Origin of the sequence: Mucilaginibacter sp. OK283 (assembly GCF_900110415.1) — a bacterium.
In the GTDB taxonomy this organism is placed as follows: Bacteria; Bacteroidota; Bacteroidia; order Sphingobacteriales; family Sphingobacteriaceae; genus Mucilaginibacter.
The window spans coordinates 1053882-1067917 of sequence record NZ_FODR01000001.1 but is presented as its reverse complement, the minus strand read 5'-3'; the positions used below and the strand labels follow the sequence as shown (position 1 = coordinate 1067917).

Annotated in this window: 14 protein-coding genes, 1 tRNA gene and 1 pseudogene; 7 read left to right on the top strand and 9 right to left on the bottom strand. The window is 40.8% G+C overall.

Annotated features, from left to right (window positions below; translation table 11 throughout):
• Positions 1-110 precede the first annotated feature (110 nt).
• Both rlmN and BMX56_RS04580 read left to right on the top strand, forming a co-directional pair.
• On the top strand, positions 111-1172 hold the full coding sequence (gene rlmN / locus BMX56_RS04585) for a dual-specificity RNA methyltransferase RlmN (protein WP_369829628.1): 1062 nt from the start codon (positions 111-113) through the stop codon (positions 1170-1172).
• A gap of 24 nt (positions 1173-1196) precedes the next feature.
• On the top strand, positions 1197-1895 hold the full coding sequence (locus tag BMX56_RS04580; protein ID WP_090641377.1) for a ComF family protein: 699 nt from the start codon (positions 1197-1199) through the stop codon (positions 1893-1895).
• A gap of 111 nt (positions 1896-2006) precedes the next feature.
• On the opposite strand, the gene BMX56_RS04575 is transcribed toward BMX56_RS04580, so the two are convergent.
• The 4 genes from BMX56_RS04575 to BMX56_RS04560 form a co-directional block, all read right to left on the bottom strand.
• A complete protein-coding gene (locus tag BMX56_RS04575) occupies positions 2007-5138 on the bottom strand; it encodes a PAS domain S-box protein (protein ID WP_090641374.1) in 3132 nt (1043 codons plus the stop codon).
• A 4-nt stretch (positions 5139-5142) separates the two neighbouring features.
• Positions 5143-6429 (bottom strand): serine hydroxymethyltransferase, encoded by a 1287-nt coding sequence (glyA, locus tag BMX56_RS04570; RefSeq protein WP_090641370.1) that lies wholly within the window; start codon positions 6427-6429, stop codon positions 5143-5145.
• Between the two features lie 491 nt (positions 6430-6920).
• Positions 6921-6994: transfer RNA gene (locus BMX56_RS04565), tRNA-Ala, on the bottom strand.
• 57 nt (positions 6995-7051) lie between these two features.
• Complete coding sequence (locus BMX56_RS04560) at positions 7052-7585, bottom strand: GNAT family N-acetyltransferase (protein WP_090641367.1); 534 nt, start codon at positions 7583-7585, stop codon at positions 7052-7054.
• Positions 7586-8297: 712 nt separating this feature from the next.
• Here BMX56_RS04560 and BMX56_RS04555 point away from each other — a divergent pair.
• The 4 genes from BMX56_RS04555 to BMX56_RS30035 all read left to right on the top strand — a co-directional run bounded on the left by BMX56_RS04555 (position 8298) and on the right by BMX56_RS30035 (position 10247).
• The gene (locus BMX56_RS04555; protein WP_218152375.1) at positions 8298-9494 is read left to right on the top strand and encodes an MFS transporter; all 1197 of its coding nucleotides are present in this window, start codon (positions 8298-8300) and stop codon (positions 9492-9494) included.
• Between the two features lie 206 nt (positions 9495-9700).
• Positions 9701-9874 (top strand): hypothetical protein, encoded by a 174-nt coding sequence (locus tag BMX56_RS30040; RefSeq protein WP_177183707.1) that lies wholly within the window; start codon positions 9701-9703, stop codon positions 9872-9874.
• A gap of 36 nt (positions 9875-9910) precedes the next feature.
• Positions 9911-10039: a hypothetical protein gene (locus BMX56_RS30460; protein WP_255369770.1), complete on the top strand. Its 129-nt coding sequence runs from the start codon at positions 9911-9913 to the stop codon at positions 10037-10039.
• A 43-nt stretch (positions 10040-10082) separates the two neighbouring features.
• The gene (locus tag BMX56_RS30035) at positions 10083-10247 is read left to right on the top strand and encodes a hypothetical protein (RefSeq protein WP_177183706.1); all 165 of its coding nucleotides are present in this window, start codon (positions 10083-10085) and stop codon (positions 10245-10247) included.
• A 65-nt stretch (positions 10248-10312) separates the two neighbouring features.
• On the opposite strand, the gene lpxB is transcribed toward BMX56_RS30035, so the two are convergent.
• Genes lpxB through surE form a run of 3 tightly spaced genes read right to left on the bottom strand, consistent with a single transcriptional unit; the run spans position 10313 to position 12499 of the window.
• Positions 10313-11437, bottom strand: coding sequence for a lipid-A-disaccharide synthase (gene lpxB / locus BMX56_RS04545; protein WP_090641356.1), 1125 nt, complete (start codon positions 11435-11437; stop codon positions 10313-10315).
• A complete protein-coding gene (locus BMX56_RS04540; RefSeq protein WP_090641350.1) occupies positions 11434-11703 on the bottom strand; it encodes a hypothetical protein in 270 nt (89 codons plus the stop codon). The genes lpxB and BMX56_RS04540 overlap by 4 nt, the downstream gene beginning before the upstream one ends.
• A 22-nt stretch (positions 11704-11725) precedes the next feature.
• On the bottom strand, positions 11726-12499 hold the full coding sequence (gene surE, locus BMX56_RS04535; RefSeq protein ID WP_090641345.1) for a 5'/3'-nucleotidase SurE: 774 nt from the start codon (positions 12497-12499) through the stop codon (positions 11726-11728).
• Positions 12500-12709: 210 nt separating this feature from the next.
• Here surE and BMX56_RS04530 point away from each other — a divergent pair.
• A pseudogene (locus BMX56_RS04530) lies at positions 12710-13069 on the top strand (Uma2 family endonuclease); the annotation flags it as partial.
• Positions 13070-13100: 31 nt separating this feature from the next.
• Here the strand turns inward: BMX56_RS04530 and BMX56_RS04525 are convergent.
• Positions 13101-13286: a CsbD family protein gene (locus BMX56_RS04525; RefSeq protein ID WP_090641334.1), complete on the bottom strand. Its 186-nt coding sequence runs from the start codon at positions 13284-13286 to the stop codon at positions 13101-13103.
• A 160-nt stretch (positions 13287-13446) separates the two neighbouring features.
• Positions 13447-14016 (bottom strand): hypothetical protein, encoded by a 570-nt coding sequence (locus BMX56_RS04520; protein ID WP_090641325.1) that lies wholly within the window; start codon positions 14014-14016, stop codon positions 13447-13449.
• Positions 14017-14036 lie beyond the last annotated feature (20 nt).

Genomic DNA, 14036 nt, shown 5'->3' with positions numbered 1-14036 from the left:
CCAATTTCAATTAATACAATTAACTTTTAGTTATTGTTTTTTATCATCAAAAAGAATGACTTTAAAAAAGAAAAACATTTTTTTAAATTAAGTACCTTTGCAACGTGAATATTGCAAAAAACAAAATAGACATCCGCAGCCTGAGTTTGAGTGCTTTACAGGAACATTTTATCCGCATGGACGAAAAAGGTTTCAGGGCTAAACAAGTTTATGAATGGCTTTGGAAAAAATCATGTTTCTCATTTAATGAAATGAGCAATATTTCAAAAGAACTGCGCACTAAACTGAATGAAAACTTTGTCATCAACAACGTTAAAATAAACACGTCACAGGTTAGTGCTGATAAAACTATAAAAAATTCTTTTATTTTACACGATACTCACCTAATTGAGGGTGTTTTAATTCCAACCCCCGGCCGCATGACGGCTTGTGTATCATCGCAGGTTGGCTGCAGCCTTACCTGTAAATTTTGTGCTACGGGCTACATGGAGCGTAAAAGAAATCTTAATCCCGACGAAATTTACGACCAGGTGGTGCTGATTGATCAGCAAGCACGAGAAAATTATGGCATCCCGCTATCAAATATTGTGTACATGGGAATGGGCGAACCATTGCTGAATTACAAAAATGTAATGGACTCGATAGAACGCATAACCGCCGAAGATGGCTTAAACATGTCGCCAAAGCGCATCACCGTATCAACTGCAGGGATAGCTAAAATGATAAAAAAACTGGGCGACGACGAAGTAAAATTTAACCTGGCACTTTCATTACATGCCGCTAACGACGAGAAGCGTAACACGATTATGCCCATTAACGAGCAAAACTCGTTAAAAGCGCTTGCCGAAGCCCTTAAATATTATTACGCCAAAACCAAAAACCCGGTAACCTACGAGTATATTATTTTTGATGGTGTAAATGACGGCATCCAGGATGCAATGGAGCTTGCCAAATTCTGCAAGCACCTGCCCTGCAAAGTGAACATCATTGAGTATAACCCCATTTCTTTCGCCAGTTATATTAATGCCGATGAGGATAAGGTAGAGGCTTTTGCCAACTATTTAACTAAACAAGGTATTAATACGCACCTTCGCCGCAGCCGGGGTAAAGATATTGACGCGGCATGCGGCCAGCTTGCTATTAAAGAAAAAGCAAAAACTGTAGAAGTTTAAAAAAATCAGCCTTACCTTAAGGGCATGAAATTGCCAGGCGGCTACCTTGCCGATTTTGTTTCGTTACTTTTCCCTCAGCTTTGCCCCGCATGCAATGCCAGCCTGGTAACTAATGAGCGTATCATTTGCTCGGACTGCCGGTATAATTTGCCATTTACCAACTTTCATACCCAGGCCGATAACATTGTTGCGCAACAGTTTTATGGAAAAATAAAGATTGAAGCAGCCTATGCCCTTTACTTTTTTAATAAAGGCGGCCGGGTGCAAAACCTGATGCACCATTTTAAATATAGCGGCATGAAACAAATTGGTAACCTTGCAGGAAATATTGCCGGCAACCAATTAAAAGAGAACCCGATTTTTAATACCATAGATTACATTATCCCAGTTCCACTTCATAAAAAGCGTTTAAAAGAGCGCGGCTACAATCAAAGTGCCTGTTTTGCCGATGGATTGGCTGATAAACTGACAGCTACCGTTGAATTGGATAATTTGATACGGAAAGTCGCCACAGTTACCCAAACCCATAAATCGCGCTTTGCCCGGTTTGAAAATATGCAGGAAGTATTTGCAGTTGATAAACCAGACAGACTGGAAGGTAAGCACGTTTTGCTGGTGGATGATATTGTAACTACCGGATCGACCCTGGAGGCTTGTGGGATTGAGTTATTGAAGGTGCCTGGCCTGAAGCTGAGTATTGCTACAATTGCCTATGCGGTTTAGCCTGCCAGTAAGTTCAGCTGAAAGCTGAAACCATGTGCAACCACGAGCTGGAAGCTCGCGGCAGCGGTTAGCTGCGTTTATTTTAGCTCCCCCTACAGGGGGCTGGGGGGCCTATTGATGCTGATACCTGCTCAATTTTTCGAAAAGTATTTTTGGATCAAATGGTTTCAGGATGTAATCGTTCATCCCGGCGTTATCTATTTCGCCCATTTGGTTGCTAAGCATAGATGCGGTTAAAGCGATGATAGGCAATTGCTGAAAATATGGTTCGGGATTTGAACGGATCACCTGGGTAGCTTCCAGGCCGCCCATTTCGGGCATATGTATATCCATCAACACTACATTATAATTTTGGTTGGCTACAACCTTGTTTACTGCCTCGAGCCCGTTTTCGGCAAAATCAGCATCCGCGCCCCATTTTTTAAGGATTTTATTGATCAATAACCTGTTTATCTGGTTATCATCAACTACTAAAACGTTAATTTTCAGTCCTTCTTCCACTTTGTTATTATTGCTATTTAGTTGCTTATCTGCTTTATTGAAAGTAATGGTAAACCAAAAAGTTGAACCCTGACCTGGCACGCTATCCACGTTAATACGCGAATCGTGCAATTCAATAAGGCGTTTACTGATGGCCAGGCCTAATCCTGTGCCCCCGTATTTACGTGTAGTATCGGCTTCGGCTTGTTTAAATTGCTCAAATATTACATTTATTTTATCAGGCGCAATACCTATACCGGTATCTGTGATCGAAAACCTAATCCTTACATCCTTATCCGTTTCCTGGATAACTTTCAAATCAACGTTAACGCCCCCTTTTTCGGTAAACTTAACCGCGTTGCTCACCAGGTTTAAAATTATCTGGCTTAAACGGGTTCGGTCGCCTAAAATAATTGACGGCACAGTGTCATCAATGCTTTTGCTAAGATATATATTTTTTTCGACTGCTTTGTATTGCAATGAGTTATTGATACTCTGTACCATATCGCGCAGGTCCATCCGCGCATACTCAAGTTCCACATTACCTGTTTCCATCTTAGCAAAATCAAGCACATCGTTTATCAGCGTCAGTAAATTTTCGGCCGAAAATTTAAGAATGCCCAGATTTTCTTTCTGCGATTCCAATGGATCTTCATCCAGCAACAAGTGCGACATGCCAATAACGGCATTAAGCGGCGTACGAATTTCGTGGCTCATTACCGATATAAACATATCCTTGGCCCTGCTCAATTGCAGCGCTTCTTCTTTGGCGGCAATCAATTGTATTTCGGCCTTCTTTTTTTCGGTAATATCAATAATTACCTCAACGTATTTGTCAACTTTTCCACTTGCATCTGATATCACCGAATTGATTACAGAAACCCATAAAGGCTGGCCGTCTTTACGGTAAATTAGCAAATCAACCTCAAAAGATTGTTTGTTTCTGGAAAGCTCACGTGCACGCTCGATAATGGCAACATCGGTTAGCGCCCCCTTTAATATATCGCCCAGATGCCTGCCACTTACCTCATTTATCCGGTAGCCTGTAATTTTCTCAAAAGCCTCATTAACCCACTCAACCCGGCCTTCACTATTATTAATAACAATGCCACTGGTAACCTTGCTTGCCACAAGGGATAACAGCGTGAGCTCTTCTTCGGCCTTTTTACGTTCTGTGATATCAACCATTACGCCTATCTGCCGGTCAACTTTCCCCACTTCGTTAAATATAGGGCTGTTTGAAAGCCAGACCCATATTGGCGTGCCGTCTTTTTTGTATATTTTTATTTCAACCTCATACGGCCGGTTTTCTTTAACAGCCTGTACAGCGCCTTCAAAAACACTCAGGTCAGAGTCCTTTCCCAACAACGATGTACCAATTGCCTTCCCTTCCAGCTCGGCAAATGAATAACCTATAATAGTTTCAAGGGCCTGGTTCATCCACATAAACCGCCCCTCGATATCACGGATAAATATACCTCCGGGCGATTTTCGGGCTGCAAAAGATAATATCTCCAGATCCTGCTCAACTTTTTTACGGGCCGATATATCAATAATCACCCTGATATATTTATCGATTTCGCCCTTGCTGTTACGTATTGCAGAATTAATAACCGTAACCCATAAAGGCTTACTGTTTTTGGGTGTTATTAAAAGATCAACCTCGTATGACTCTTTATTTTTTATCGAGGCGATCAATTTAGCCTCGGCAGCCGCATCTACAACGGTGCCTTTGAGTGTAGCACCCAACCATTTATTTTTGACATCGGCTAAGGTAAAACCAGTAATGTGTTCAAATGCATCATTCACCCAAACAACCTCATCGGCAGCGTTGCTTATTACAACGCCGTTACTAACTTTACTTGCCACCAGCGCCAATTGTTCAAACTCCTGCGAGATATGTTTTTGATAGGTAATATCGCGTCCACTGGCAAACCATTTATCACCGCTAAATTTAACCGACCAGCTTACCCATTTAATAGCTTCTTCGGGTGTTAAAACAATGGTTTCAATATCAAATTTACGTTGTTGCTTACTTAGCCCTGTTTTAAGCACATTCAAAGTCCGAACCCTTTCTTCTTCGGGGAAAAAATTCCAGATGGGCTGACCAATAGCCTTTTCGGGACTAATACCCAAAACAGTATCAACCGAGCGATTGATCTGTTCAATGTTAAAATCCCTGTCCATAATGCAATGAACATCGGGCGAACTATCAAACAGGTTGTAAAAATCTTTATGAATTTGCAGGTTGTGCTCCAATTCGCGCTTCTGTTTACGCAACTCAAGGTGCGACATCACATCTTTGGCAAGTGTTTTTAACGCGTCTTCCTGTTCAACGTTCAGAACCTTTATTTTTTGATCAAAAACGCAAAGTGTACCTATGCGGTAACCTTGCGGGTCAATCAAAGGCGCGCTCGCATAAAATCGGATCCCCATATCGCCGTTTACCAGATCGGTATTGGCATACAAATCATTTTTGGAGGCATCGGGAACGACAATTATATCATCGCCCAAAATAGTATGGCGGCAAAAGGAATCAGTTTTGGGGATATAATCAATCTGCAGGCCAACTTTTGATTTAAACCACTGCCGGTGATCGTCGATAAAAGTAATAAAGGCTAAAGGCGCCTGGCATATATAGGATGCCAGGCGCGTTATAGCGTCATATTCTTCTTCGGGCAGTGTATCAAGCACATGGTATGATTGCAGCGCGGTTAAACGCCCTTTCTCATCATCTATAAATCCATGCTGCTTTGTTGCCATTTATTTATTCTGATCCTTCCTGGCGATACAACGGGAAGTCGTGCATCAGTTTGTGCACCCTTTTACGAATTTTCTTGATAGAATGTTCGTTTTCGGGGTCAGAAATTACGGCATCTATCAACTCTACAATCTCTTCCATATGCTTCTCCTTCATATGGCGTGTAGTGATGGCAGCAGTACCCACACGGATACCCGAAGTTACAAACGGCGACTTATCATCATAAGGCACCATGTTTTTATTTACCGTTATATCGGCACTAACCAAAGCATTCTCGGCAGCTTTACCGGTAATGTTTTTATTACGAAGATCGATAAGCATCAGGTGGTTATCTGTACCGCCCGAAATGATCTGGTATCCGCGTTTTACAAATGCTTCGGCCATAGCTTCTGCATTCTTTTTAACCTGTACAATATATTTCATGTAGCTATCGCTTAAAGCCTCGCCAAAAGCAATGGCTTTAGCGGCAATAATATGCTCCAGTGGGCCACCTTGGGTACCAGGGAATACAGCCATATCAAGTAAGGACGACATCATCCTGGTTTCGCCTTTTGGCGTTTTTACACCGAATGGATTTTCGAAATCTTTACCCAATAAAATTAAACCACCGCGCGGGCCACGTAAGGTTTTATGCGTGGTTGTAGTAACAATGTGACAATGCGGAAGCGGATCTTTCAGCAGGCCACGGGCAATAAGGCCCGATGGGTGCGAGATATCGGCCAATACCAAAGCGCCAACTTCATCGGCAACGGCACGGATAAATTCATAATCCCAATCGCGTGAATAGGCAGAAGCACCACAGATGATCAGTTTTGGTTTTTGCTCCAAAGCAACCCTTTTAAGCTGATCATAATCAATTAAACCGGTTTCTTTTACTACACCGTAAAAATGCGGCTCGTATAATTTGCCGGAAAAGTTCACTGGGGAGCCATGTGTTAAGTGGCCACCATGCGAAAGATCAAAGCCCAATATTTTATCTCCAGGTTGCAGGCAGGCCAGCATTACCGCGGCGTTAGCTTGCGCGCCAGAGTGCGGTTGTACGTTTGCCCACTCGGCGTTGAACAATTGTTTGGCACGCTCAATAGCAATGGTTTCAATTTCGTCAACCACCTCGCAGCCGCCGTAGTAGCGCTTGCCCGGTAAACCTTCGGCGTATTTGTTGGTAGCAACAGAACCCGCTGCTTCCATTACCTGACGGCTTACAAAATTTTCAGATGCTATTAGCTCAATGCCTTCCTCCTGGCGTTGTTGCTCTTCATCCAAAAGTTTAAATATCAGTTTATCTCTTTTCATTGTGTGTTTTTAACGCTGCTAAGTTAGCTAAAAAGATAGATTTGAGATGTGAGTTATGAGATTTGAGACAGAAGTAATTTGAGATTTTACCTGCAAGGAAATTGGCGCAATATAATTTGTTATACAAGCAGTTATAACTAATAAGTTTTTGCGATAAGCCTGTTCCCCATACAAATAATGGCGGCGCCGGGATTAAAATAAACCGAAATTATTCCGTTTGCTCACAAGACAGCCTTTTACCACCATCACCACCTGATAATCAGGCGCTCCTTCGTCTGGGGTACAATAATCTTTGACTCTTTGGCGACTTGTTTAATTTACAGGGATAAATCCGCCCAAAAATCGTTGCAGGTCACGTTTAATGATCACACCCAGACTTTCCTGTAAGTAAATTTAACGTTGATTCTTTGCGGGCAGCTTCAACATTTTTTATTTTTTTATTAACAATAAAAAAGGCCTTACGGATTATCGTAAAGCCTTGATTATCTTAGTGGAGAATATCGGAGTCGAACCGATGACCTCTTGCATGCCATGCAAGCGCTCTAGCCAGCTGAGCTAATCCCCCGTTGCGGGTGGCAAATATATAATTTTAAGTATTAAAAAAGAATTTGATTTTAAAAAATTAGCTACCGGGCTTAAAATCGCTATCCAATATCAATTGCATAAATTTCAAATCCAGCCAACGGTCAAACTTATAACCAACCTGCTTAAAAGTACCTATCTCTGTAAAACCAAGCTTCTGGTGCAGTTTAATACTCGCGACATTCCCGGCATCAATGCCCGCAACGATAGTATGTATTGGTTGCTGTTTTACTATTTCGATGAGTTGCCGCAAAAGTTTTTCGGCTATGCCTTGTTGCCTGTAGGCTTTGTGAACGTATACTGAATGCTCAACGGTATACTGATAGGCAGGCCACGCCCTGAAGGGTCCATAAGTTGCAAATCCGGTTACCATGCTATCAACCTCGGCCACTAAAACAGGAATATTGTGGTGGCGCTTATCCTCCAGCCACTGCAGGCGCATATCTATAGTATGGGGTTCATAACTATAAACGGCCGTTGTATTCAATATGGCATCATTGTAAATATCAAGTATACCTTGGGCATCTTTGATTGATGCCAGCCGAATGGTCAAATCAGTATTTCTGTTTTCCATAGTATTTTAATCCATTATATAAACATAAACCCTGAAAGCATTCTTCAATAGTTTTAACCCCTGAAGATTTTCGTCAAAATTACTCAAATGATGGTTTTAAACTCAAGTCCTTAAAACAAGTAAAGCCCCTGATGGGCAGGGGCCTTTACTAACCAATTATAAACCTAAATTATGAGAAGACTTTTTTGTGTTTGTGTTACGGTGTAAAAGTAACACTAAGTTTTTATATTATTAAAAATTATTTTGTAATTTTATTGTAACTTTTATCAAAACACCTTAATACCGCTGTTTGATTTTCAAAAATACAAATAATTCATTATTAATGTGATAATTTTTAAAAAAATTAATTCTTACGTTTTATAAAACCAAAAAGACAAAAATAATTTTATACTTTCCTTCATTTTTTTCCATCAAAAGTTAAAATAAGTCGAAACAAACAGCATAAAAATCAAAAAATCACTTAAAAAATATTTCAAAATGATTTTCAATTGAATTTATGTCAAATTTTATTCCAAAAAACCATCTTTAAATAAAAAAATACATAAAATCCATTTTTTTAATCCCATCCATCAAAAAAATCCGAATTTTTATTGACAATTTAAACTTCCTACATCTGAAGATATTGTGAACACCGGGATAAAATTTACTTTAAATAAGCACAATTTAAAAACTGCATCTTCATTTTTGCAGCGCGTTTTACAGTTTTAAATTTATGACAACTAACCCGCCTACAAAAGCACACCCGCATTTAACATCGTTCACTTTATGGATTATGACCATTGCCACTTGTCTGGTGGTGGCCAATATTTACTACAACCAACCTTTGCTGGCCGATATTGCACACACTTTTAAAATCTCTGATAAAAAAGCCCAGCAGGTTTCGCTATTTACTCAAATTGGATATGCAACCGGTTTATTGTTTATTATACCACTGGCCGATATGCTTAAACGTAAGCGATTAATATTGATAGATTTTGCCCTTGTCATTATCTCGTTATTAATAAGCGCGGTAGCACCATCGGTGCTGGTGTTAACAATAGCCGGATTTTTAGTGGGGGCATCTTCGGTAATACCACAATTACTGATACCTATGGCCGCGCACCTGGCCAAACCGGCCGAACGCGGTAAAAAAATTGGCTTTGTAATGAGCGGCCTGTTGATAGGTATACTATTATCACGTACGCTAAGTGGTTTTATTGGCCAACATTTTGGCTGGCGTACAATGTACTATATAGCTACGGGGTTAATGCTGGCCATGTGGCTAATGATATTTTTCTTTTTGCCCGAAGTTGAACCCGATTATAAAGGCAATTATAAAAACCTGATGAAATCGCTCATCCACCTGGTTAAAACTCAGCCAAAACTCAGGATGGCTGCCTTCCGGGGGGCCCTATGCTTTGCCGGTTTTAGCGCGTTTTGGACAACGCTGGTATTTTTACTAAAACAGCCCCAATTCAACGAAGGTAGTTCTGTTGCCGGCCTCTTTGGATTAGTCGGCGCGTTTGGCGCGTTGGCAGCCGGCTTAATGGGCAGGTTAAGCGACAGAATGGATTCATACAAACTGTCAGGATATACACTATTATTAGTACTCGTTTCTTTTATCATCTTCTATTTCTCCAACAGCAGCATCGTTGGTTTAATTATAGGGGTAATTGTATTGGATATGGGTGTGCAGGCTACACATATTTCTAACCAATCTATCATATTCGGCTTGATCCCAGAGGCGCGTAACAGGCTAAACACGGTATACATGGTGTGTTATTTTATAGGCGGCGCATCGGGCACATTTTTGGCCAGCCTGGTTTGGAAAACTTACCAGTGGACCGGCGTGTGTGCCATTGGTGTTACATTGGCAGCCATCGCGCTGGCTGCGCACTTTATTAACTACAAAAAAAACGTTCGGAATTAAAGCAAGTGTTCGGTTATTGAGTACTAAGCGAACAGTGATTTTTGCGTTTTGAAATCCACGCTTTCAAAAATTTGAATTTTTATTAAAAATAAAAGTTACTCAAAAACAGATATTTACATGTTATTGTAAAAATATCTTGAGCCACCAATGACTTTTTTTGACTTTTTGGCACGCTGTTGGAATACTACTCAGCAAACGTAGCTGTTATGGAAACTAAGAAAACAACGGTTAAGGAAAGCGAAAAGGAATGGGAAAACCCGGTGGAGCCAACAAAAACAACAGATGCACGCGATGAGGAGCAAATTTTAAGGCAATACAATGAAGCAAAACGCCGCAAAAATAACCTTACCGAAAACCAGGAGACTGAAAAAAACGATTAAACAAAGACATTTAAAACATACAAAAAAACTAAAACTATGAAAAGCACCAAAAAATTATCTACCAACAAATTAGTAGCGCGTTTTGATAACGAATTAAAATTGTTACTGATGAATGATTTGAAATCTATAAAAGCTAAAGCAACCCGTTTAGCAACCGCAGCCTAATTAAAACTTACAACACACTTACCTATATATAAAACATCTACCTATGAAAGCTTCTAAAACAAATCCAGCCATCAGCGAATTAATTGCCCGCTTTGACGACGAGTTACTGAACATTTTATTGGAAGATCTTAGGAACTTCAAAGTAAGAAATCAATTTGTGCACAACAACAAGAAGGTAGTAGTACAATCAACACGTAAAGCTGCCTGACCATCATATATCTACATCTACCTATTAAAGTACAACATCGCACCTATCAAAACGATAGAGCCCTGCTAAAACAGGGCTTTATTTTTTTTGGCGTATTTAACAATCAGGCTCGCGGTTTTGGCCGATGCACCGGGTTGGCCCATCCTTTGGTCAAGGGCATCATAATCTTTCAACATCGTTTCACGGTAACTGCCTTCATTAATCAGTGCACCAAGTTCGGCAGCTATTTTCAGCTCATTACAGTCTTCCTGGATAAGCTCTTTTACTATGCCCTTATCCACAATAAGATTAACCAACGATATAAATTTAATTTTTACCAACATACGGGCTATCGCGATGGTTAACGCGTTGCCTTTATATACTACTACTTGTGGTATGTTAAACAAGGCAGTCTCTAAAGTTGCAGTTCCCGAGGCAACAATGGCGGCATGCGCGTTGGTTAACAAATCGTATGTGGCATTAAATATTACAGGAATATTGGTATCCTTAACAAACTGGCTGTAAAACCCTGGCTTAAATGATGGCGCTCCTGCTATAACAAACTGATAGTCTTTAAACTGCCTGGCTACGGCAATCATATCCGGCAATAAATAATTTATTTCCTGTTTGCGGCTGCCCGGCAACAGCGCTATGATCTTTTTACCAGATACATTATTTTGCTTTAAAAATTCGGGATTAGGCTCAAATGCAGTTATTGCATCCAGCAACGGATTGCCTACATAATCAACATCCATTCCCCAGCTTTTATAAAAATCAACTTCAAAAGGCAATATGCAAAACAGATGATCAACTATCCGCTTGATTTTTAATACCCGTTTTTGGTTCCAGGCCCATACTTTGGGCGAAATGTAGTAATTAACCGACAAGCCGATGGTTTTGGCATATTCCGCTATTTTTAAATTAAAACCCGGGAAATCTATGAGCACCAAAACATCGGGTTGATATGCGGCAATATCCTCTTTACAGGCTTTCAGGTTTTTGAGAATGGTGCGCAGGTTAACAACCACCTCTACAAAGCCCATAAAGGCCATATCTGCATAATGTTTCACCAAAGTTCCGCCTTCAGCCAGCATCAGGTCACCGCCAAAAAAGCGAAATTCCGCCGCGGAATCAAGCTCCTTTAGCGCCTTCATCAGGTTGGCCCCGTGTAAATCGCCCGAAGCTTCGCCGGCTACCAGGTAATACTTCATCGGATGGGTTGCAATTTGAGTAAAAACACCGCTGCCGTAAATACAAAGGTGATCAATATCATCCCCGTGCCTGTATTGTCTTTCCCCTGCTTAAAACAATATCGGATGATAAAAAGATTCAGCGCTATGGCAACCAAATACGGAATACCCGGCTTATTTAATATCAAAAAGCTGCCTTTAAGCAGGTATAAAAAAATAAACAGGCTGATACCCGGCAATATCGAGCCACCAAGTAAACCAACCAATATACTGTTATTTTTAAGCATGTATTTTATTTAGCACAGCAATTTACACATTAAATGCCCAGGTGTTTAAAAACGGGATGGCGTGGTGCGCCGTCATATCAAACTGAACAGGAACTACCGATGCGTAATTGTGCTCCAAAGCCCAAACATCGGTATCCTCGCCACCATCGTTTAACTGAAAAACCCCGGTGAGCCAGTAATAAGGTCGCTTATGCGGATCAACCCTTTCATCAAATTCTTCGGCCCATTTGGCGTTAGCCTGCCGGCAAATCTTGATTCCTTTAATATCGTGGGTGTTCGGAAAATTCACGTTAAGTAACGTATTTGCCGGTAAACCATTGGCTAAAACCTGCAGGGCAAGTTCCTTAATATATTTAACGCAATGGCTAAAGTTAGCATCCAGGTTATAATCATCTAAAGAAAAACCAATAGATGGAATACTTTCAATAGCGCCTTCAACAGCTGCCGACATGGTGCCGGAGTACAATACGTTAATGGAATTATTTAAGCCATGGTTAATGCCCGATACGCATAAATCGGGCTTAAGCCCTTTAAATACTTTATTTACGGCAAGCTTCACACAATCAACCGGCGTACCAGAGCAGCGGTACATTTCGATGCCCTCATAAATATCTACCTTATCTAAACGCAAGGGTTTACCTATGGTAATGGCATGCCCCATGCCCGATTGCGGACTATCGGGCGCAACAACCACTACCCTGCCTATCTCGCTCATGGCTTCAATTAATACTTTGATGCCGGGGGCGGTTATACCATCATCGTTAACAACGAGTATGGTTGGTTTGATTGATTTCATCATGCGAAATTAATTATATTTGATTTATGCTGACGACTGAAAAGAAATAACTCTTGATGAATATCTGCAGATGCCCGTTGGTGCACCTTACCAATACATCAACGGGTGCTTGATTGATTGGCCATCCCGAACAGTAAATCATCAACTTACCCTTGCAGCGGTAGCTACAGCCTTTATAACTTATGAAGACAGGTTAAAAACGAAGGCACTTATTTAATGCGACCAATTGAAGTAATACTCGGCAATCAAAACTCCTTTCAGCCAGACATTGTTTACGTTGCCGAAGAAAGGCGCGATATCATTAGGGATTATGTTTACGGCGCGCCCGATATAGTTGTTGAAGTTCTATGGGAAAAGAACGCCTATTATGACCTTCGCCCTAAAAAAGACACATACGAAAAATACGGTGTAAAAGAATACATCATTATTGACCCTATAGCGCAAAACGCCGACCTTTATGTGTTAAGGGATGGCGCTTATTACCTTCATCAAAAAGCGCAAAAAAGCGAAACACTCAAATCTATGATCTTGCCGGGTTTTGCAACAGAACTTGAAAAGGTTTTCAAATAAGAAGGTCCCGTTCCCGGGGCCTTTTTCCTTATTATAAACTGTTTATCCATTTCACCAGTTCATCGCGCGTTTTACCGGTTTTTTGCTGGAGTTTTCCTAATGTTTCGTCGTCCTTACCTTCTTCGTAAGTTAAATCATCGTCGGTAAGATCGCCGTAGGCTTGTTTTATTTTACCCTTCAACTCGTTCCAGCCGCCCTTAATTTGTAATTTATCCATGATGTTTTCTATTTAGATGTATTTGTATAACACCCCGGAAACTATATGGTTTTTGAGGAAGAGGCAAGATATTAGAATCAAGAGTTAAGACGAAAAGCATAAAGAGCCAAATTAATGCATGTCATGGCAGCTTCTTGATTCTAATCTCTTGACTCTCCCCCTATTCTTCCACAAACTGCTTCAACACTTTTCGTTCAAAATCATGAGAGGGCCATAGCTCTATTTTGTAATGGTCTGTACCCTCATCTGCTTCGGGATCGTTGTTGGCCAAATCGTACGAATAAACCCTGATGCGGTAGTAGCCAGGCGTTACGATGGCTTTTAGTTGAATTTTGCTATCCGGATAATCAAGCACTTCCAGTATTCCCGAGCTTATCCTTACACCCGCCTCAACCACGTGATCGTATTTTTTAAAATCTTTTTCCCTGCTCGGGGCATCCAGTATATCAAGCTGTGCTTTTACATGACCAAAGCTTCCAATGCTGAGGCCAACTATATCCCTGTCTTTTGCAGTTGCCATCCTATCGTTATATGCCGAGGATGTCCAAAAACCAGGGTCGCCTGTTTCGCCGGTAAATGCCGAATCACAAAGGTAAAACTGGTTCTCTTTGGTAAAAAAATCGAGTCTGTATCGTGCAGAAGGATTTGGATGGCTTTTAAATGAAAACAGGGAAATTAAGACTGCAAAACAGGCAAATAATATTAAACGACATAAATTTCGTTTATGCATACAGTTAGATATGTGCTGCA